Here is a 19,316-nt window from a genome sequence, read left to right as displayed (position 1 = left end):
CGCGCCGCGAGACCCGCGGGAGGACGCCATGATCAATCGTCGAACGATGCTGTCGCTTGCGTTGGGCTCAGCCGGGGCCATCGCGGCGCCGTCGGTGTTCGCACAAGGCGCCAAGACCGGAACACGCATCGTATTCCTCGGCACCAAGGGTGGGCCGCGCGTCGGTGTCGGTGCCTCGAACCCCGCCAATCTCGTCGTCGTCAACGGCACTCCGTTCGTCATCGATTGTGGCATGGGCGTCAGCCGCCAGCTCGTCAGCGCCGGCGTGCCGATCCCGTCGATCAAATACATCCTCATCAGCCACCATCATTCCGATCACAATCTGGAATACGGCAATCTGTTCTACAACGCCTGGGCCGCGGGGCTGTCGACGCCGATCCAGTCGTTCGGACCGAAAGGCCTGGAGGCGATGACGCGGAGCTTCTGGGAGACCAACAAGTTCGACGTCGACACCCGCATCGATGACGAGGGCCGGCCAGATCCGAGGCCGCTGCTGACTGCCAAGGATATCGACACCGACGGCGTCGTCGTGAAGACGGCCGACGTGACGGTGACCGCGTTCCGCACGCCGCATCCGCCGATCACCGATAATTTCGCCTACAAGTTCGAGACGCCGGACGGCACCATCGTGTTCTCCAGCGATACCGCCTACAACCCGAAGCTCGCGGAGTTCGCCAAGGGCGCCGACGTGCTGGTGCACGAATGTCTCTACGTGCCGGCGGTCGACCGTCTCGTCCTCAAGACCAAGAACGGATCGACGTTGAAGAAGCATCTGCTGGATAGCCACACCACAACGGAGGACGTGGGTCGCATCGCGGCTGCGGCCGGTGTCAAGGTGCTTGTGCTCAGTCACTTCGTGCCGGGCGACGATCCCGAGGTGACCGACGAGGATTGGACCCGCGACGTGAAGAAGAACTACACGGGCCGCATCGTCGTCGCGAAGGACCTGATGGAGCTGAAGCTGCCGGTGTAATTGATCTTAGAACTACAAATTTCAGTCGAAGTACGGCTCAAGATGGCGGTGCGATCGTCATGCATGCGCCCTCTCCCCTTGTGGGAGAGGGTCTCCGACAGATCCACGCACGCGATCGGGTGAGGGGTCTCTCTCGGTCAGTGACATTCGTGGTGAGAGACCCCTCACTCAACCGAGCCTGCTGCACCTTCCTACATGCCCTCTCCTACAAGGCGAGAGCGCGCAGTCACTCCCACCACATCTTGGTTGCGATCTTAGCGCTGCGTCCGAGATCAATCTTCCGGCGAGGCCGACCTCACCTTGCGACGACGACCACGCTGGCGCTCGCTCGTCGGCTCCGGCTCGGAATCCTTCAACGCACCGATACGGCGAAGCGCGGCTTCCGCGGCGCGCTCCCCGGAGTCCCAGGCGCCGTCGACCGTGCCCCACAGCGTCTCATGCGTCGCTTCGCCGGCGACAAACAACGGCCCCAGCGGCTCGCCGAGGATCTTGCGCGCGCCCTGGCCACCGGGTGCAGCCGCGGACATCGCGCCGAGCACGCCCGGCACCTGATTCCAGCGGGTGGCCGACGACGACTTCACTGCGGCGGCCGCTTCGCTGCCGAACAGCTTGCCGATCCACTCCTTGCCGAAGGCCGTCATTGCGGCCTCGCCCTGCGTGGAGAGATCCCGGCCAAAGCTGCCGGCGACGTCGACGGTGCACAGCGAGGAGCCGCCGATATTGGCGAGCAACAAGCCCGTCCGGTTCGAGTTGCTCTGCTCGACGATCACCTCGTCGCGCGACAGGCCGAGCGGATTGCCCGACAGCATCAATGCGATGTGATCATAGCTGCCCAGGCTCAGCTTCGCCGCGGCCTCGAGCTGACGCTTCGGCAACTCCGGCGTGAACTTGATCGCGCCCGACGCGAGCACGTTCGTCGATACCGTGAGGATGACGGCGCGCGCTGCGATCCGTCCCGCTGGCGTTTCCACGGCGACCTCGCGGTTGCTCCACACGATGCGCGTTGCCGGCGTCGACAGCGACACCGGTAACGACTCGCCGAGCTTGCCGACCAGCGTGCCCAAACCCTGGCGGCACGCGAGCGGGGCGCTGCGGTCCTGGGCACGCGCCTTGTCCATGGCCGAAAGATCAGCGAGATCCTTGCCGGTCGCGCCGGCGCCGAGCACGAAGGCTGTGGTGTTCCCCCAGTCGCCGAGGTCCTTGGGCAGCGCCGCCGCACAGGACGTATCGAGCTTGCCGCGCGCGGCCTCGTCGATGGCGCGGTTGGCGCGCACCAGGCCGGCGAGGAACTGCTCGGTCTCGCCGGGCCGCGCGTTGCGGCGGCCGACGCGGATCTTCTGGCCGATGGGCGCTGCCACGACGTCGACGCCAACACCGCGGGCGAGCTTGCCGATCGGATTGCTGTCGGCATTGAACAGCCAGCGCGCACCGCGATCGAACGGCAGGCCGAACGTCGCTGCATCCGTGCTGCAGCGGCCGCCGATCTGCGGCGATGCTTCGATCAGGATCACCTTGCGATTGGCGGCCACGACACGGCGAGCCGCAGCGATGCCCGCAGCTCCCGCCCCGATCACGACGATGTCAGCTTCGCGTGGAACTGCCGCCTGCGCGCTGCGGAAGACGGGCATGGCGGCAAGCCCCGCGGACGCAGAGAGAAAGCCGCGGCGCGTGAAGTTCATGAGATGGTTTCCGAAAGCTTTTGAAGGCAGCGAATTCGTCGAATTTGCCGCATCTATCGCGCTGCGGCAACCGGGATGGTAAACGTGATACCGTCTGCGACGCTTCGACTATGAACCAAATTGCAACCGCAATCGACCATCATGGAAGAAGGGATAAGCAGGCGGCCGGCAAGGACCGCCCGGGGAGCGTTATGGGTATCGTGCTCGATCAGATTGGCAGGCTGATTGCCGCCTATCTCCAGAAGGAGATCCCGGGCTATGAGCCGTTCACGCCCAGTGATCCCGACTATCTGCGCAAGGACGTTCAGCCCGGCGACGTGCTGCTGGTCGAAGGCAACAGCCGCATTTCCGGCATCATCAAATACCTGACACAGTCGACCTGGTCGCATGCCGCGCTCTATGTCGGTCCGATCGACGGCGCTGTCGAGCCGGACGGCGAGCCACATGTGCTGGTCGAGGCCTATGTCGGCGACGGCGTGATCTCGGCGCCGTTGTCGAAATACTTCGCCTATCATACGCGCGTCTGCCGGCCCGTCGGCCTCACCTACGAGGATCGCCACACGGTCTGCCGCTACGCCATCAACCGCATCGGCTTCGGCTACGACACCAAGAACATCGTCGACCTGATGCGTTATCTGATTCCAATGCCGATCCCGCAACGCTGGCGTCGGCGCATGATCGCGCTGGGCTCGGGCGATCCGACCAAGATGATCTGCTCGGCCCTGATCGCGCAGGCATTCGACGCCGTCCGCTATCCGATCCTGCCGAAGATTACGCGCGCGCCGTCGCGGCGGGCCAAGCGCGAGATCCTGCACATCCGCGATTCATCGCTGTACATGCCGCGCGACTTCGACATCTCGCCGTATTTCGAGATCGTCAAACCGACCATCGTCAACGGCTTCGACTACACCACGCTCCACTGGGCCGACAAGCAGAAGCCGCTCGCGGAGGTAGCGGGCGAGTTCGCCGTGTTTCCAGGAGCCGTCACATCGCCGCCGCTCGTTCCTGAAGCGGCTGACGAAGAAGCGGCGCAGCCGGTTGAGGCTGAGGAAGTGAGGGTCGAGAAGGTGAGCGAGCGGCTGGTTGTCAGCGAGCATTTCCTCGTCGCCGAGCCCGTGCGGAAGATTGCGCCGCGTCCGGCCACCAGACGCCGCGACAAGGCTGTGGTTTGAGTTCTTGCTAGTGGAGCATGAGCTGGAACCGAGCACGCGCAGGTGATGGCCGCTCGTTCCGTCCGTACGGCAATGGTCCTGCATCCGGATATCTGAGCTTTGGGCTCGTCTTTCTCCACGGGTCATGGCAGGGCATGACGGAGTGACTAAGCTACAGGATCGTTCGTCGCGACAACACGCCGTAGCTCCTCACCGATCCGACCGGCTGATTACGTCCATCAATTCCGCGATCTTCTGCCGTTGATCAGCCTTGTCGCCTGACGCAATCGCGTGCTCGACGCAATGGGAGACGTGATCGCGCAGGATCTCCTCCTCCACGCGGCGCAGCGCCGCCCGCACGGCGGATATCTGCGTCACGATGTCGATGCAGTATCGGTTGTCCTCGACCATCTTGGAGAGGCCCCTGACCTGCCCTTCGATCCGGCTCAAACGTTTCTGACAGGAAGTCTTGATGTCGTCGCGCATGGGCTCTATATACCCCTACAGGGTATAGGTTTCAAGAGGCGAGGCTGGCAATGTCGGAAACCGAACGCGGGCATGGTGTCGCAACGAAGCAATCCGGCGGAGGCGGCTGTGGACCAGGGACAGACACGGCTGAAACCAGACAAACCGCGACGGCTGCAGAGGCGTGTTGCAGTGATCGTGCCGAACCCGCCTCGACGGACGCCGGTGGTTGCTGCGGCGGCCACGACCGTGCGCCGCCTGCTCCGGTGAAGGCCAAGGACCCGGTCTGCGGCATGTCCGTCGACCCCGTGACGTCGAAGCACCGCTTCGAGCACGCTGGGCAAGCGTTCCATTTCTGCTCTGCGGGCTGCCGCACCAAGTTCGCCGCTGACCCCGCCAAATATCTCACACCCGCCGCGGCTCCAACGTCCTGCTGTGGCGGCCACGATCACCATGCGCATCCACAAGATGACACCAAGGTCATCGATCCCGTCTGCGGCATGAGCGTCGATCCGGCCACGTCGAAGCACCGCTTCGACCACGACGGCCACACCTTCCATTTCTGCTCTGCGGGCTGCCGCACCAAGTTCGCCGCCGAGCCGGCAAAATATCTCGGCGAGCGCGAACCGCCGCCGGAGATGCCGGCGGGCACCATCTACACCTGCCCGATGCATCCGGAGATCCGGCAGGAGGGCCCGGGCACATGCCCGATCTGCGGCATGGCGCTCGAGCCGGATGTCATCAGCCTGGACGACGCGCCCAATCCCGAGCTTGCCGACATGACCCGGCGGTTCTGGATCGGCGCCGTGCTCGCCGCGCCGGTGGTCGTGCTGGAAATGGGCGGACATCTCGTGGGCGGCCTCGGGCTGATCGATCCCGTGCTGTCGAACTGGATCCAGTTCGCGCTGGCGACGCCGGTGGTGTTGTGGGCCGGCTGGCCGTTCTTCGTGCGCGGCTGGCAATCGGTCCAGACCCGCAATCTCAACATGTTCACCCTGATCGCGATGGGCACCAGTGTCGCCTATGTCTACAGCGTGATCGCGACCCTGATGCCGCAGGCGTTTCCGCCGGCCTTCCGCGGCCATGGCGGCACTGTCGCGGTGTATTTCGAGGCGGCCTCGGTCATCACCATTCTCGTGCTGCTCGGCCAGGTGCTCGAGCTGCGCGCGCGCGAGGCGACGTCGGGCGCGATCAAGGCGCTGTTGCAGCTTGCGCCGAAGACGGCGCGGCGGCTCGACGCCGACGGCAACGACCACGAGGTCGAGATCGCCGACCTCGCGGTCGGCGACCGGCTGCGCGTGCGGCCCGGCGAGAAGGTGCCGGTCGACGGCATCATCCTCGAAGGCCGCTCCTCGCTCGATGAGTCGCTGGTGACGGGCGAATCGATGCCGGTGACCAAGGACGAAGGCGAGCGCGTCATCGCCGGCACCTTGAACCAGACCGGCAGCTTCGTGATGCGCGCCGACAAGGTCGGCCGCGAGACCCTGCTGTCGCAGATCGTGCAGATGGTGGCCGACGCGCAGCGCTCGCGCGCGCCGATCCAGCGGCTCGCCGACCAGGTCGCGGGCTGGTTCGTACCGACGGTCATTGCAGCGGCCGTCACGGCTTTCATCGCCTGGTACGCGTTCGGCCCCGAGCCGCGCTTCGCGTTCGGTCTCGTCGCCGCCGTGAGCGTGCTGATCATCGCCTGCCCCTGCGCACTGGGACTGGCGACGCCGATGTCGATCATGGTCGGCGTCGGCCGGGGCGCGCAGGCGGGCGTGCTGATCAAGAGCGCCGAAGCGCTGGAGCGCATGGAGAAGGTCGACACGCTGGTCGTCGACAAGACCGGCACCTTGACTGAGGGCAAACCGAAGGTGACCAGCATCGTCACCGCTCAAGGCTTCGACGAGGCCGAGGCGTTGCGGCTGGCGGCCAGTGTCGAACGGGCCAGCGAACATCCGCTGGCCGAGGCCATCGTCCGTCATGCCAGCGAGCGCAAGCTCAAGCTGGCCGACGTGAAGGGGTTCGACGCGCCGACCGGCAAGGGCGCGCGCGGCGAGGTCGACGGCAAGGCGGTCGTGCTCGGCAACCCGACCTATCTCGCCTCGCTCGGCATCATCAGCGACACGCTCGGCGTCGAGAGCAAACGGCTGCGCGAGGACGGCGCGACCGTCATCACGATGGCGGTCGACGGCAAGCCGGCGGCGCTGTTCGCGATCAGCGATCCGGTCAAGGCGTCGACGCCCGAGGCGCTGAAGGCGCTGGCGGCCGACGGCATCAAGGTGATCATGCTGACCGGCGACAACCGCACCACGGCCACGGCGGTGGCCCGCAAGATCGGGATCACCGAGGTCGAGGCCGAGGTGCTGCCGGAGCAGAAGAGCGCGGTCGTGGCGCGGCTGCGTGCGAGCGGCAAGGTCGTCGCGATGGCCGGCGATGGCGTCAACGACGCGCCGGCGCTGGCGGCGGCCGATGTCGGCATCGCCATGGGCACCGGCACCGACGTCGCGATGGAGAGCGCCGGCGTCACGCTGTTGCAAGGCGATCTCGGCGGCATCGCGCGGGCGCGCAAGCTGTCGGCGGCGGTGATGAGCAACATCCGCCAGAACCTGTTCTTCGCCTTCATCTACAACGCGGCCGGAATCCCGATCGCGGCGGGCATTCTCTATCCCGTGTTCGGCATCCTGTTGTCGCCGATCATCGCCGCGGCGGCGATGTCGCTGTCGTCGGTGAGCGTGGTGGGCAATGCGCTGCGGCTGCGCGCGGCCAAGCTCTGAGACGCAGCATCGCGGCCTCATGGTTCGAGACGCGCGCCAAGGGGCGCGCTCCTCACCATGAGGGTCGAGATCCCGCCGCAGTGATCGCCGCGCACTCCTCCTCGTCCTGAGGAGCCCGCCGGAGGCGGGCGTCTCGAAGGACAGCCGCGGGTGAAGAACCGCCGGCGGGAGCGCGGGCTTGCCGAGGCGGTCCGCCATGTCTACCTCTTTCGCCAGGTCAACAGAGAGGTCCCACGCCCATGATCGACGCCGCCATCAAGGCGCTTTCGCAGATTCTGTCGCCGCCGATGCGGTCGATCCTGTGGCGGTCGATCGGGCTGGCGCTGGTGCTGGTCACGGTGCTGGCGATCGGGCTGCAGCGGTTGCTGACATGGCTCGCCACCGCCGGCGAGGGCTGGGCCGAGGCGATGCTCGGGCCGAATTCGCACGGCACGCTGGAGGTGCTGACCTGGATCATCTCGATCGCGGCCGGCTTCGGCGTCGTGTTCGGCGGCATCATGCTGATGCCGGCGATCACCTCGGTGATCGCGAGCCTGTTCGTCGATGACGTCGCCGACCTCGTCGAGCGCGAGCACTATCCGGCCGAGCGGCCCGGCGTCGCGCTGCCGTTCGGTATCGCCATGATGGAAGGCCTGAAAGCGGCCGGCCTCACCATCCTGATCTATCTGGTCGCCCTGCCCTTCGTGTTCCTGGCCGGCGCCGGCTTCGTGATCTTCTTCGTCGCCACCGCCTGGTTGCTCGGCCGGGAATATTTCGAACTGGCCGCGATGCGATTCCGGCCGCCGGCGGAAGCCAAGGCCATGCGGCGCGACAATGCGGTGACCGTGTTCACGGCCGGACTGGTCATCGCCGCGTTCGTCACCATTCCGATCGTGAACCTGGCGACGCCGCTGTTCGGCATGGCTTTCATGGTCCATCTGCACAAGCGGCTATCGGGGCCGCGGCCCGAGCTGATCGAGCCGTCGCCGGAGCGCCGGCTGCGCAGCCTCTAGCGCCATCATCCGCGGCGACAGGCTGGCGGGCTTGTTGCGGGCGAAGGGAATGAGAACGAAGCCGAGCAGCGCCACGCCGGCGAGCATCGCCCAGGCCTCGTTGACGCAGAGCGCCAGCGAGGCCTTCTCCACCAGCGGCCGCACATAGGCGATCGCCTGCTCCTCCGTGACGCCACGCGGCCGGTTGCGCAAAAGCTCCGGCGCGAGCCCGATCGCCTTGGCGGTCGCGGTGTCGCCGGCCATCAGGCGATCACGGAACGCCTGCGCATGCAGGGTGACGCGGCCATAGATGACGGTGTCGATCAGCGCGATGCCGATCGCGCCGCCGAGATTGCGCATCAGGTTGAACAGGCCGCTGGCATCGGCGACCTCGGCCGGCGGCAGATCGCCGAGCGCGATCCGCGTCGGCGGCAGCAGGCAGAACATGATGCCGACGCCGCGCACCACCTGCGGCCAGAACATCTCCTGATAGTCGGCGGTCGGCGGCTGGAATGCGCTGGCCGCGAGACCGATGCTGAACAGTGCGAAGCCGAACGCGGTCAGGACCCGCGCGTCGACTTTGCCGTCGAGCGCCGTCACCAGCGGGGCTGCGACCAGTTGCGCGACGCCCGTCACCAGCATGATCTTGCCGATCTCGAACGCGTCATGGCCGCGCGCGAAGGCGAGGAACACCGGCATCAGATAGACCGAGCCGAACAGGCCGATGCCGAGACAGAAGCTCGACAGGCAGCCGAGCGTGAACGAGCGGCGCTGGAAGCTGCCGATGCGCAGGATCGGATCGCCTGACGCCAGCAGGCGCTGGATCAGCAGGGTGAGACAGGACGCGCTGAGCACCAGCAGCGCAATGCAGTTCGACGATAGCCAGCCGCCCTTCGGTGCCTCCTTCAGCCCGAGCTCGAGGCTCCCCAGGGACACCGCGAGCAGCATCAGCGCGAACAGGTCGAGCTTCTCCAGCTCGCCCAGATCCATCCGCTGCTTCGGCAGCAGGCTCGGCGTCATCAGCGCGGCGATGATGCCGGGCACGATGTTGATCAGGAACAGCCAGGGCCACGACCAGGTGTTGGTGATGAAGCCGCCGACCACCGGGCCGATCGTCGGCGCGAGCACCGCGACCACGCCGCCGATCGTCGTCGCCACCGCATGCAGCCGCGACGGAAACAGCAGGAACACCGCGGAGAACACCACGGGGATCAGCAGGCCGCCGAAAAAGCCTTGCAGCACGCGGAACGCCAGCAGCATGTGAAAGCTGCCGCTGAACGCGCAGCCGAGCGAGGCGGCGGTGAACACGCTGACGGCGCCCGTGAACAGCCAGCGCAGGGTGAACACGCGCGTCAGCAGGCCGGTCAGCGGAATCGCGATGATCTCGGCGATCAGATACGCCGTCTGGATCCAGCTCATCGCGTCCGGCGTGATGCCGAGCGCCTCCTGGATGGTCGGCAGCGAGGTCGCCACCACCTGGATGTCCAGGATCGCCATGAACATGCCGACGCACATCAGGACGAAGCCGAGCCAGGTGGCGAGGCTCGGCGTCTCCTCCGGCGCGGCCGCTGCGCTCATGCCGTCTGGCCGCCACCGACGCCGGAGAGCGCCTCGGATTCGGCGCGGATGCGGATGAACAGCACGGCGGCGTTGAGACCTGAGAAGATCAGCGCGATCAGCGGCAGATGCAGCGCCAGCGGCAGCAGCGCAATCTCGGCGGTCACGACCAGGTAGTTCGGATGCGAGATGTAGCGATACGGCCCGTCGCTGACGAGCGGCGCGCCCGGCAGGATGATGATGCGCGTCGTCCAGCGCGGGCCGAGCGTCGCCAGCACCCACCAGCGCAGGCCCTGCAGCAGCACGAAGCCCGTGAGCAGCCAGGGATCGACCTCCTGATCGACGCCGAGCAGCCACAGCGACACCAGCCAGGCTGCATGCATCGAGATCATCAGCGGATAATGATCCGCCCCGACCTCGACCGCGCCCATGGCGCGCAGGCGGCGGGTGTTGTGGCGGGCGAGCACGAGCTCGCCGAGCCGTTGCATCGTGACGAGGGCGAGGACGAAGGCGGCGAAGGTCATGCGGCGTGCCTCAGTGAAACGCAGCTTGCGGTGAATCCGGGTCCGAGCGCCGTCAGCACCGAGCGCGGCGGCAAGCCTTTCGCCCGCGCGCGCTCCAGCACGAACAGCACGGTCGGAGCGGACATGTTGCCGTAGTCGGCGATGATCTCGCGCTCATGATCGAGCGTGCCCTGCCCGATCGACAGCGCGCGCTCCAGCGCCGTGATCACCTTGGCGCCGCCGGGATGGCAAACGAAGCGATCGACCTCTCCGGCCGACAGCTTCATGTTGCCGAGGATCTCGTTGACCGCCGGGCCCATGTTCTCGGTGACGAAGTCCGGAATGGTGCGCTGGAAGATCACGCCGAACCCTTCGGGATCGACGCTCCAGCCCATGATGTCGAGCGTATCCGGCCACAGCTTCTCGCCGGTCGCCTCGACGCGCGTCGCCCCGCCGTCCCCGGCCCGCAGGATCGCGGCAGCCGCGCCATCGCCGAACAGGCTGAGTGCGACGATGTTGGCCTTGCTCAGCTCGTCATGACGAACGGCCAGCGTGCACAGCTCGAACGTCACGAACAGCACGTTGGTGCCCGGCCGCGCCTGCGCCAGCCGTGCGGCGATCGACAGGCCGGAGACGCCGCCGGCGCAGCCGAGCCCGAACACCGGCACGCGCGAGACGTCGGAGCGAAACCCCATGCGGCCGGCGACGCGCGCCTCCAGGGTCGGCGTCGCGATGCCCGTCGAGCTCACGGAGACGATGGTGTCGATCTCATCAGCTCTGAGATCGGCCTGCGCCAGCGCCTTGTTGGTCGCTTCGACGAACAGCGCCTCCGCGCCGTCGAGGTACGCCTCCGTCCGCTCCGGCCAGCCGCGCCGTTCCATGTACCATTCGATCGGCTTGACGCCGTAGCGGGCGCGGATGCCGGTGTTGGCGAACAGGCTCGCCATCGTGTCGAACTGCGGAAAGCGCGGCGACAGCACGACGCGCGCCGCCTCCATCACCTCGTTCTGGCGAAACTGATGCGGCGGCACAGCGGTCGCGAGCGACACGAGCGCGGCGGTATTGTCCATGCAACTGATCCTTCCCCACGTCCCGGCGCAGCAGACGTCCGAGAACGCGGGGTTCAGTCACGCGCCACTCACTTCGCCCGGATGACGGGTTTCATCTTATGACCAATGCGGGCGGCGATGTGGCCCGGCCATGGTGAGACGGCGTCGCGGCGTGACGCTAAAGTGACTGTCAAACGCGTTCTCTGCTTGCAACCTTACGTCGCGCTTGACGTACCAGGCCGTCTTCTCCAGCCAGCGGCAGAGGCCCTTGATCAGGCACAGCTCGCAGCGCGGCTTGACGATCGTTTCTCTCGTCGCGTTGATCTGCGCGCGCAGGTCCAGCTGTCACCCTCCCCCCAAGCAGGGCTATCGCATATGGCCACTCTGAGCGTATCGCGAAACTGTCTCCAGATCGTCATGCCGGGCTTGTCCCGGCCATCCACGTCGTTCTCAGCATGCCGGACGACGTGGATGGCCGGGACGAGCCCGGCCATGACGACGCGGAGGGAGATAGGCGCAAAACATCGATCGCCATATGCGATGGCCCTCCTCCAGGGGAGGGTCGCAGCGGGCCGACCTCGCCTTGCGCGTCGCCTCACGCCGTCTTCTCCGGCCAGCGGCAGAGGTCCTTGATCAGGCACAGTTCGCAGCGCGGCTTGCGGGCGAGGCAGGTGTAGCGGCCGTGCAGGATCAGCCAGTGATGGGCGTGCAGCATGAACTCGGCGGGGATCACCTTCTCCAGCCCGAGCTCGACCTCCAGCGGCGTCTTGCCGGGCGCGAGCCCCGTGCGGTTGCCGACGCGGAAGACATGGGTGTCGACCGCCATCGTGTGCTCGCCGAACGCCATGTTGAGCACGACATTCGCGGTCTTGCGCCCCGCGCCCGGCAGCGACTCCAGCTCCGCGCGCGTGCGCGGCACCTCGCCGCCGAACTCGGCTATCAGCTTTTGCGAGAGCGCGATCACGTTCTTGGCCTTGGTGCGGAAGAGGCCGACGGTCTTGATATAGTCCCGCACCGCGTCCTCGCCGAGCGCGAGCATCTTCTGCGGCGTGTCGGCGACGGCGAACAGCGGCCGCGTCGCCTTGTTGACGCCGGCGTCGGTCGCCTGCGCCGACAGCACCACGGCCACCAGCAAGGTGTACGGGTTGACGTGTTCGAGCTCGCCCTTCGGCTCCGGGTTCGACGCCGCAAACCGGCTGAAGGCCTCGCGGATCTCGGCCGGGGTCCAGGGTTTCGTTGCCTTCAACCCTGTCTTGACCGGCTTGACCGAGCCTGCCCCCGCCTTGGCAGCCGGGCTGATCTTGCCGGCCTTCTTCGCCGTTTTGGATGCGGATTTGAACGCCGTTCCCGGCGCGGCTTTGACCGCCTTTGGGGACGGCTTGCGAACCGGGGCCGGCTTGGCGCGTTGGGGGCGGGTGATTTTGGCCATGATCCGGGTATACTGAGGCCCCATGACGCCAGGCAATGCTTTTGCGTATCAGGAGACCGGCAACGACGCCGCTGATCCCGAGCTGTTCTCGGCCCGGCTGACGCCGCATCGCTCGCTCGGCCGCACCGGCTTCCTGGTGCTGATGGCCGTGGTCTGCGCCATCAGCTTCATCGGCGGCATCGCCTCGGTGATGATGGGCGCCTGGCCGGTGCTCGGCTTCTTCGGCCTCGACGCCCTCGCGATCTACTGGGCCTTCCGCGTCAACTTCCGCCGCGCCCGTGCCTATGAGGACGTGACCATTACGCTCACCGAGCTGCGCCTGCGCCGCGTCAGCCACAAGGGCCACGTCATGGAATGGCGCTTCAACCCGCTCTGGGTCCGCCTCGACCAGGAGACCCACGAGGAATTCGGCATCGAGCGCCTCTACCTGGTGGCGCGCGGCCAGCGCGTCGCCATCGCCAGCTTCCTGGGACCGGAGGAAAAAGCGAGCTTTGCGAAGGCCCTGAGGGCAGGGTTGCAAGCGGCGAAGCGCGGGCCGGTGTTTAATCCGCTGTAGGCTATCGTAAGTCCGTTGGAGCCGAGCTGCCGCCCGAACGGCAGCGCGCCCCCTCTCCTCGTTCTTACGGGGCAGCGACGAGCTTAGCTCGCGCTGAGAGGGTTGGGGTAAGAGGCCGCCACAACCACCGACCGCGCCGAAAGCCCCCTACCTCGCCGCCCGGGCGACCGCAGCGCCATCATCTCCGCTGTCGTTCCGGGGCGCGCAGAGCGCGAGCCCGGAACCCATACCCACAGGACGTCGTGTGGGGCACGCCGGTCATGGGCATCTCGCCTCACACGTCGTCCTGTGGGTATGGATTCCGGGCTCACTCGCGCTTGCGCGCGAATGCCCCGGAATGACGGAGCAAACCAAGGAAGGGCACGGGTCGAGGAAAAGGCCTCTCACATCCACCCCTAGCCCTCCGATCAGAAATCGGGTGGAGTGCCCTCCCCGGCGGCCCTACATCCGGACCCATGATGACCCTCGCCATTCACGATTCCGCCCTGGCCAAGCCGGGCCCGCAACAATCCGCCGCGCTGCGCGACTACGACGCGGTGCGCCGCGCGATCGCGTTCATCTCCGAGCACTGGCGGCGGCAGCCGACCATCGAGGACATGGCCGACGCCGCCAGCCTGACGCCGGACGAGCTGCACCATCTGTTCCGGCGCTGGGCCGGGCTGACGCCGAAGGCGTTCATGCAGGCGCTGACGCTCGACCACGCCAAGGGCCTGCTGAAAGGCTCGGCCAGCGTGCTCGACGCCGCGCTCGACTCCGGCCTGTCGGGCCCCGGCCGCCTGCACGATCTGTTCGTCACCCACGAGGCGATGTCGCCCGGCGAATGGAAGACCGGCGGCGCCGGCACCACCTTGCGCTACGGCTTCCACCCCTGCCCGTTCGGCATGGCGCTGGTCATGGCGACCCCGCGCGGCCTCGCCGGCCTCGCCTTCGCCGACCCCGGCGAGGAGGCCTCCGCCCTCGCCGACATGAAGAGCCGCTGGCCCCGCGCTGATTATATCGAGGACGTCCCCGGCACCGCCGGCCTGGCGCAGCGCATCTTCGACAAGGGTATGTGGCGCCCGGACCAGCCGCTCCGCGTCGTCCTGATCGGCACCGACTTCGAAGTCCGCGTCTGGGAAACCCTGCTGAAAATCCCCATGGGCCGCGCCGTCTGCTACTCGGACATCGCGACAAGGCTGGAGTCGCCAAAGGCCTCTCGCGCGGTGGGCGCGGCGGTGGGGAAGAACCCGATCTCGTTCGTCGTGCCCTGCCATCGTGCGCTGGGCAAGACGGGGGCGCTGACGGGGTATCATTGGGGGCTGACGCGGAAGCAAGCGATGATCGGGTGGGAGGCTGGGCAGGTGGGGATCGGGTAGGCGGGAGTGCACGTGTTGCGATCAGCCGAAGACACGGCGCTGATCGAGAGCGGTCGGCACTGCACTAGCCGCGAACTTACAAGCCCATTTCGTCGCTCCTACTATCAACCTCGCGGCAGACGAAATTTCACCGCGCCTTTGGCCGGCAAATTCCTTACCGAGGAAGGGCGGTTTGCCGGCGATGTTGGCAAGCACATCAGCTTTAGGTTGCGTATCGGCTACAAATCGGGTTGAGTGGTCGGACTAATAGGTGATTTCCCAGAGTAAAATTTTTGCCGGAGGGAATGTCTTGGCGAAGGTAACATTTCAGACGTCAGACCATGAGCTTCGCAAGGAACAGAAGCCGATTACGTTTCGAGCCACCAATGGGAACGGGCAAATCGGCCGCCTGGTTGTCAGCAAGGGAGGCCTCCGCTGGTATCCGGGCAAAAGCACCAAGAACCATCATTTTCTGTCGTGGGAAGCGTTGGACAAGAAGCTGCCTGATATCGCCAAGCAGAGTTCCTGAAGAAGGGCGTTAGGTTGATCGGCTCGTTTGTCGAGGAAGGAAGCCATGAGCCAGGTCAAGGCCGTCGATCGTGGCGTCACGTTGATCAAGTTCGTTCTGGGGCTTCTGAAATCACATCCCGAGGGCAAGCGGCCACGCGATCTCTATGCCGAGATCGAAGCCAAACTACCGCTTGATGCCTTCGACAAGGAGATCCTGAAAGGGTCCGGCCTGCCGCGTTGGCGCGCCTTGCTCCATTTCCATTCGGTCGCGGCCAGCAAGGCAGGGCTGCTCGCGAAGTCGGACGGGCAATGGCTAGTGACCGAGGAAGGCCTGAAGGCCGCCGAATTGCCAGACGACGAATTGAAACGCTTGATGAGATCTCGCTATCGAGAATGGCGGTGGGGACAGCCAAGGGCGAAGCCGGGGGCTGAGACCGTCGCCACCGTCGAGGAACCGCCGCCCCTTTCGGAAACGTCAGTTCTCTTCGAGGATGCGAAGGAAAAGGCGCGGGCTGAGATCGACGAGTATCTCGACACGCTCTCCGGCTACGAATTTCAGGATCTCGTAGCCGCCCTGCTCGAAGGCATGGGCTATGCGACCAGTTCCGTGTCCAAGCCTGGAGCGGACGGCGGGACCGACATCCTGGCCTATACAGATCCGCTGGGAGCACAGACTCCGCACATTCGGGTTCAAGTGAAGCACCGAGACCAAGCGGCCTCGCGGGAGGATGTAGCGGCCCTCAGAGGGATCATGCGCGGTGACCGCGAGATCGGGCTGTTCGTCTCGTCGGGCGGCTTTACCCGAGAAGCACGCCGCGAAGCCGGCATAGGCGCCGTTCATATCGAGCTGGTTGATCTCGATCGGTTCCTGATGCTCTGGCAACAGCACTACGGCAAAATCCCGGAAGCGAAGAGATCGAAACTGCGCCTCGAGCCGGTCTATTTTCTCGCGCCTTGAGGTACGCGTGCTCTGATTTTGCAGTACGGGATCGCGCGTTCATCCTTCCCTTAGAGGCGCCGGCGCGACGCCAAAACTTCCGATAAAAATAATTTCCTTGCTATTTTTCTGAAGTCATGATCTTATCTCCGCATCCCGCCTCAACGACAGGGGCGTCGCGCGCGATCGTCACGACACGCGGGGCGGAGAGCGGTGGCCGGGGTCTGCCGCGGCGTATCTTCGGGCGCGCCGACGAACGGTGGGACCGTGGACGTGAAGTCGCAGCGTCCTGACACCCCGATGCTGGTGTCCCGCGCAATGCGCAAGCATTGTCGCGCATGGTGGCCAACAAGCCCGGCGCACCAGGGAGACTGCGTATAAGCGTGAAGACCATCGCGCAGGGAATGCCGGTTGTTCTCGGCTGAACCTGTGGTGACTGCCGCCTGCTTTTATTTCTGCAGGCGGGCCATGGGTGCGGCCAGCATCCGGCATTCCCTGCGCCCTCTCGATGTTTCGGAGGGACATGGTGCAAGCACGACTCGGGCGGAAGCGCCGCGAGATCGTGGAGCCGTGGGCGGGGCTGTTTGAGATGTGAATCGGGGAGACGGCGAATCGCGGCCGCATGATGCGGAGCGCGGAGAGACGCACGTTAGCAAGCTGCGCGATCTCAGGGCTCGGTCGTCGTTGCGTTATTCGGACCGTCATGGCCGGACCTGACCCGGCCATCCATCATCTTGGAGAGAGTCTGGCGAAGGGGATGGATGCCCGGGTCAAGCCCGGGCATGACGGGCTAGCTGATGAGTTCGCGTGGTGCGATCCGGTCGATCAGCCCGCCAGGTCCAGCTTGGACTCCACCGTCGAATCCGCCTTCAGGCGGTAGATGATCGGCACGCCGGTGGCGAGTTCGCGCTTCAGGATGCCTTCCGGGGTCAGCTTCTCCAGCACCATGATCAAGGCGCGGAGCGAGTTGCCGTGGGCCGCCACCAACGTGCGCTGGCCGCGGAGGACGCCGGGGAGGATCTCCTGGACGTAGTAGGGCAGCGCGCGGGCGAGGGTGTCCTTGAGGCTTTCGCCGCCGGGCGGGGGGACGTCGTAGGAGCGGCGCCAGACGTGGACCTGCTCCTCGCCCCATTTGGCGCGGGCGTCGTCCTTGTTGAGGCCGGAGAGGTCGCCATAGTCGCGCTCGTTGAGCGCGAGGTTCTTCGACGTCGGCAGGCCGGGCTGGCCGAGCTCGTCGAGGATCAGCTTCAAGGTGTGCTGGGCGCGGGTCAGCTCGGAGGTGAAGGCGACGTCGAAGGTCAGGCCTTGCGCCTTGAGCTTGCGGCCGGCGTCCTTCGCCTCGCTGACACCCTGCTCGGTGAGGTCGGGATCCTTCCAGCCGGTGAACAGGTTCTTCAGATTCCACTCGCTCTGGCCGTGGCGCACCAGCACCAGGAGACGTTCGCTCATCAGTTCGCTTCCATCGACGTTGAACTAGAAAAGATCCTTGAGGCCGAGCACGTCGTCCATCGTGTAGTAGCCCGGCGGCTTGCCATGCGCCCACAGCGCCGCCTTCAGCGCGCCATGGGCGAAGATCATGCGGTCCTCGGCCTGGTGCGACAGCACGAGGCGCTCGGACGGACCGGCGAAGATGACGCTGTGATCGCCGGCCGCGGTGCCGCCGCGCAGCGAGGCGAAGCCGATGTCGCCAGAGCGGCGCGCGCCGGTGATGCCGTCGCGGCCGCGCGCGGAGTGATCCTCCAGCGAGATGCCGCGGCCGTCGGCGGCGGCGCGGCCCAGCATCAGCGCAGTGCCGGAGGGCGCGTCGACCTTGTGCTTGTGGTGCATCTCGAGGATCTCGATGTCGAAGCCGGTGTCGAGCGACTTCGCCACCTGCCTGACGAGGGCCGCCAGCAGATTGACGCCGAGGCTCATGTTGCCGGACTGCACGACGATGGCGCGCTTGGTGACGCTCTTGATGACGGCGTCGTCGGACGACGACAGGCCGGTGGTGCCGACGACGTGGACGAGGCCGCGCTCGGCGGCGATGGCGACATTGGCGATGGTCGCGGCCGGCACGGTGAAATCGAGGATGCCGTCGGCGTCCGCCGACATCGCCCAGAGATCGGCCGAAAGCTTGATTCCGTTGGCCGGCAGGCCGGCGAGCACGCCGGCGTCCTTGCCGATCAAGTCCGAGGTCGGCGCCTCCAGCGCGCCGGCGAGCACGGCGCCGTCGCTGTCGGCGATCGCACGCACCAGGGCCCGGCCCATGCGGCCGCCGGCTCCTGCAACGATCAAGCGCATCTTCGACATCTCGCGTTCCTCCGCCCCGTCAGGGGCTATAGCCGGGGCCGTTGGCCGCGGCAACCGAGGCTGCCGCTGCGCGGGCGCAGCTCAGGGCTGCGGGCCGTCATAGCCCTCGATGATCACCAGATCGCCTTGCGAATGCGGCGCGCGCATCGCGACCAGGCGCTGGTATTCCGGGGAATTGTAGCACGCGAGCGCGGTGGCGTAGTCCTTGAACTCGATCACGACGTTGCGCGAGCGCGAGGTGCCTTCGCGGGTCTCGTACTGACCGCCGCGGACCAGGAACTTGGCGCCGTACTGATGGAACACCGCGCCGTTCTGCGCGACGTACTCCTTGTAGCCGTCCATGTTGTGCACGTCGATGCGGGCGATCCAATAGGCCTTGGGCATCCCTGGGGTCTCCTTGTTGTTGGGCGTTTCTGCTTACGAGCGATTGGTCTTGCCGACCAGCGCGACGGCGCTGGCGATGTCGGCGACGATGGCCTCCGCAGCGGCAGCGGGATCGGCGGCACCGGTGACGGGACGGCCGACGACGAGGCGGTCGGCGCCGCCGGCGATCGCGAGCGCCGGCGTCATGATCCGCTTCTGGTCGCCAACGTCCGAGCCTGCGGGGCGGATCCCCGGGGTCACCAGCTGCATGTCAGGGCCGACCAGCGGGCGCACCAGCTGGGTCTCCTCCGGCGACAGGATCAGGCCATGGATGCCGATCTCCTTCGCCTGCACGGCGCGCTTGGCGACGAGTTCCTTGACGCCCATGGCATAGCCGGCGGCGGCGAGGTCGGCATCGTCGTAGGAGGTCATGACGGTGACGGCGAGCAGCTCGAGGCTGGAGCCGTCGGCGCCGGCGAGCGCGGCTTTCATGCTCTGCGAAAAGCCGTGCACGGTGAGGAAGCGGGCGCCGAGCTTTGCGATCTGCCGGGTCGCGCGCTCCACCGTGGTCGGGATGTCGTGCAGCTTGAGGTCCATGAACACGTGCTTGCCATCAGCCGCGAGGCGCTCGGCGAGGCCGAGGCCGCCGGCATAGGTCAGCTCCATGCCGATCTTGTAGAACGTCACGCGATCGCCGAGCCTCGTGATCATGGCTTCGGCATCAGCCACGCCGGGCAGGTCGAGCGCCACGATCAGGCGGTCGCGTGGAGCAATCTCGGTCGGCATGT

18 protein-coding genes are annotated in these 19,316 nt (G+C 66.4%); 8 read left to right on the top strand and 10 right to left on the bottom strand.

Translation table 11 applies throughout. From position 1 onward, the window contains the following. The first annotated feature begins 28 nt into the window (after window positions 1-28). The gene (locus tag HL666_RS13450; protein ID WP_172181873.1) at window positions 29-973 is read left to right on the top strand and encodes an MBL fold metallo-hydrolase; all 945 of its coding nucleotides are present in this window, start codon (window positions 29-31) and stop codon (window positions 971-973) included. Window positions 974-1,245: 272 nt separating this feature from the next. Here the strand turns inward: HL666_RS13450 and HL666_RS13445 are convergent, their stop codons facing one another. Further along, window positions 1,246-2,652 (bottom strand): flavin monoamine oxidase family protein, encoded by a 1,407-nt coding sequence (locus HL666_RS13445; protein WP_172181871.1) that lies wholly within the window; start codon window positions 2,650-2,652, stop codon window positions 1,246-1,248. A gap of 191 nt (window positions 2,653-2,843) precedes the next feature. Between HL666_RS13445 and HL666_RS13440 the strand changes: the two genes are divergently transcribed. Beyond that, window positions 2,844-3,824 (top strand): YiiX/YebB-like N1pC/P60 family cysteine hydrolase, encoded by a 981-nt coding sequence (locus tag HL666_RS13440; protein WP_172181869.1) that lies wholly within the window; start codon window positions 2,844-2,846, stop codon window positions 3,822-3,824. 189 nt (window positions 3,825-4,013) lie between these two features. On the opposite strand, the gene HL666_RS13435 is transcribed toward HL666_RS13440, so the two are convergent. Then, complete coding sequence (locus HL666_RS13435) at window positions 4,014-4,289, bottom strand: metal-sensitive transcriptional regulator (protein WP_006613634.1); 276 nt, start codon at window positions 4,287-4,289, stop codon at window positions 4,014-4,016. Window positions 4,290-4,339: 50 nt separating this feature from the next. Between HL666_RS13435 and HL666_RS13430 the strand changes: the two genes are divergently transcribed. After that, a complete protein-coding gene (locus HL666_RS13430) occupies window positions 4,340-7,027 on the top strand; it encodes a heavy metal translocating P-type ATPase (RefSeq protein WP_283814790.1) in 2,688 nt (895 codons plus the stop codon). A gap of 239 nt (window positions 7,028-7,266) precedes the next feature. Beyond that, window positions 7,267-8,019 carry a sulfate transporter family protein gene (locus HL666_RS13425; RefSeq protein WP_172181865.1) on the top strand — a complete coding sequence of 251 codons (753 nt, stop codon included), beginning with the start codon at window positions 7,267-7,269 and terminating at the stop codon, window positions 8,017-8,019. On the opposite strand, the gene HL666_RS13420 is transcribed toward HL666_RS13425, so the two are convergent. The 4 genes from HL666_RS13420 to nth form a co-directional block, all read right to left on the bottom strand. After that, window positions 7,957-9,576 carry a DHA2 family efflux MFS transporter permease subunit gene (locus HL666_RS13420; RefSeq protein WP_172113613.1) on the bottom strand — a complete coding sequence of 540 codons (1,620 nt, stop codon included), beginning with the start codon at window positions 9,574-9,576 and terminating at the stop codon, window positions 7,957-7,959. The genes HL666_RS13425 and HL666_RS13420 overlap by 63 nt on opposite strands. Continuing rightward, window positions 9,573-10,079 (bottom strand): isoprenylcysteine carboxyl methyltransferase family protein, encoded by a 507-nt coding sequence (locus tag HL666_RS13415; protein ID WP_172113614.1) that lies wholly within the window; start codon window positions 10,077-10,079, stop codon window positions 9,573-9,575. The genes HL666_RS13420 and HL666_RS13415 overlap by 4 nt, the downstream gene beginning before the upstream one ends. Beyond that, window positions 10,076-11,128, bottom strand: coding sequence for a type III polyketide synthase (locus HL666_RS13410; protein ID WP_172113615.1), 1,053 nt, complete (start codon window positions 11,126-11,128; stop codon window positions 10,076-10,078). Before HL666_RS13410 ends, HL666_RS13415 begins: the two co-directional genes overlap by 4 nt. A 574-nt stretch (window positions 11,129-11,702) precedes the next feature. Beyond that, a complete protein-coding gene (gene nth / locus HL666_RS13405; protein ID WP_172181863.1) occupies window positions 11,703-12,536 on the bottom strand; it encodes an endonuclease III in 834 nt (277 codons plus the stop codon). A 22-nt stretch (window positions 12,537-12,558) separates the two neighbouring features. On the opposite strand from nth, the gene HL666_RS13400 reads away from it, so the two are divergent. The 4 genes from HL666_RS13400 (at window position 12,559) to HL666_RS13385 (ending at window position 15,894) form a co-directional block, all read left to right on the top strand. Next, window positions 12,559-13,092: a DUF2244 domain-containing protein gene (locus tag HL666_RS13400; RefSeq protein ID WP_172181861.1), complete on the top strand. Its 534-nt coding sequence runs from the start codon at window positions 12,559-12,561 to the stop codon at window positions 13,090-13,092. Between the two features lie 455 nt (window positions 13,093-13,547). Then, window positions 13,548-14,447 carry a methylated-DNA--[protein]-cysteine S-methyltransferase gene (locus HL666_RS13395; RefSeq protein ID WP_172181859.1) on the top strand — a complete coding sequence of 300 codons (900 nt, stop codon included), beginning with the start codon at window positions 13,548-13,550 and terminating at the stop codon, window positions 14,445-14,447. 250 nt (window positions 14,448-14,697) lie between these two features. Further along, entirely contained in the window at window positions 14,698-14,955 is a 258-nt protein-coding gene (locus tag HL666_RS13390; protein WP_172181857.1) for a hypothetical protein, read from the top strand. A 45-nt stretch (window positions 14,956-15,000) separates the two neighbouring features. After that, complete coding sequence (locus HL666_RS13385) at window positions 15,001-15,894, top strand: restriction endonuclease (RefSeq protein ID WP_172181856.1); 894 nt, start codon at window positions 15,001-15,003, stop codon at window positions 15,892-15,894. Window positions 15,895-16,698: 804 nt separating this feature from the next. On the opposite strand, the gene HL666_RS13380 is transcribed toward HL666_RS13385, so the two are convergent. The 4 genes from HL666_RS13380 to pyrF all read right to left on the bottom strand — a co-directional run bounded on the left by HL666_RS13380 (window position 16,699) and on the right by pyrF (window position 19,314). Next, a complete protein-coding gene (locus tag HL666_RS13380) occupies window positions 16,699-17,322 on the bottom strand; it encodes a 2,3-bisphosphoglycerate-dependent phosphoglycerate mutase (RefSeq protein WP_172132578.1) in 624 nt (207 codons plus the stop codon). A 24-nt stretch (window positions 17,323-17,346) separates the two neighbouring features. Then, a complete protein-coding gene (dapB, locus tag HL666_RS13375; RefSeq protein ID WP_172113621.1) occupies window positions 17,347-18,165 on the bottom strand; it encodes a 4-hydroxy-tetrahydrodipicolinate reductase in 819 nt (272 codons plus the stop codon). Window positions 18,166-18,246: 81 nt separating this feature from the next. Further along, a complete protein-coding gene (locus HL666_RS13370; protein WP_172113622.1) occupies window positions 18,247-18,549 on the bottom strand; it encodes a DUF1330 domain-containing protein in 303 nt (100 codons plus the stop codon). 33 nt (window positions 18,550-18,582) lie between these two features. Beyond that, window positions 18,583-19,314, bottom strand: a complete 732-nt coding sequence (pyrF, locus tag HL666_RS13365) for an orotidine-5'-phosphate decarboxylase (RefSeq protein WP_172132580.1) — start codon at window positions 19,312-19,314, stop codon at window positions 18,583-18,585. Between the last annotated feature and the right edge of the window lie 2 nt (window positions 19,315-19,316).

It is taken from the genome of Bradyrhizobium aeschynomenes, assembly GCF_013178945.1.
GTDB classification, from domain to species: domain Bacteria; phylum Pseudomonadota; class Alphaproteobacteria; order Rhizobiales; family Xanthobacteraceae; genus Bradyrhizobium; species Bradyrhizobium aeschynomenes.
The sequence above is the reverse complement of the archived record's forward strand: the minus strand, read 5'-3'. Positions and strand labels throughout refer to the sequence as shown.

Coding starts and splice junctions, on each gene's coding strand:
- HL666_RS13440 (WP_172181869.1), top strand. CDS start 2,844: ATGGGTATCGTGCTCGATCAGATTGGCAGGCTGATTGCCGCCTATCTC.
- HL666_RS13395 (WP_172181859.1), top strand. CDS start 13,548: ATGATGACCCTCGCCATTCACGATTCCGCCCTGGCCAAGCCGGGCCCG.
- HL666_RS13380 (WP_172132578.1), bottom strand. CDS start 17,322: ATGAGCGAACGTCTCCTGGTGCTGGTGCGCCACGGCCAGAGCGAGTGG.
- HL666_RS13410 (WP_172113615.1), bottom strand. CDS start 11,128: ATGGACAATACCGCCGCGCTCGTGTCGCTCGCGACCGCTGTGCCGCCG.
- HL666_RS13430 (WP_283814790.1), top strand. CDS start 4,340: ATGTCGGAAACCGAACGCGGGCATGGTGTCGCAACGAAGCAATCCGGC.
- dapB (WP_172113621.1), bottom strand. CDS start 18,165: ATGTCGAAGATGCGCTTGATCGTTGCAGGAGCCGGCGGCCGCATGGGC.
- pyrF (WP_172132580.1), bottom strand. CDS start 19,314: ATGCCGACCGAGATTGCTCCACGCGACCGCCTGATCGTGGCGCTCGAC.
- HL666_RS13415 (WP_172113614.1), bottom strand. CDS start 10,079: ATGACCTTCGCCGCCTTCGTCCTCGCCCTCGTCACGATGCAACGGCTC.
- HL666_RS13400 (WP_172181861.1), top strand. CDS start 12,559: ATGACGCCAGGCAATGCTTTTGCGTATCAGGAGACCGGCAACGACGCC.
- nth (WP_172181863.1), bottom strand. CDS start 12,536: ATGGCCAAAATCACCCGCCCCCAACGCGCCAAGCCGGCCCCGGTTCGC.
- HL666_RS13385 (WP_172181856.1), top strand. CDS start 15,001: ATGAGCCAGGTCAAGGCCGTCGATCGTGGCGTCACGTTGATCAAGTTC.
- HL666_RS13450 (WP_172181873.1), top strand. CDS start 29: ATGATCAATCGTCGAACGATGCTGTCGCTTGCGTTGGGCTCAGCCGGG.
- HL666_RS13445 (WP_172181871.1), bottom strand. CDS start 2,652: ATGAACTTCACGCGCCGCGGCTTTCTCTCTGCGTCCGCGGGGCTTGCC.
- HL666_RS13435 (WP_006613634.1), bottom strand. CDS start 4,289: ATGCGCGACGACATCAAGACTTCCTGTCAGAAACGTTTGAGCCGGATC.
- HL666_RS13370 (WP_172113622.1), bottom strand. CDS start 18,549: ATGCCCAAGGCCTATTGGATCGCCCGCATCGACGTGCACAACATGGAC.
- HL666_RS13420 (WP_172113613.1), bottom strand. CDS start 9,576: ATGAGCGCAGCGGCCGCGCCGGAGGAGACGCCGAGCCTCGCCACCTGG.
- HL666_RS13425 (WP_172181865.1), top strand. CDS start 7,267: ATGATCGACGCCGCCATCAAGGCGCTTTCGCAGATTCTGTCGCCGCCG.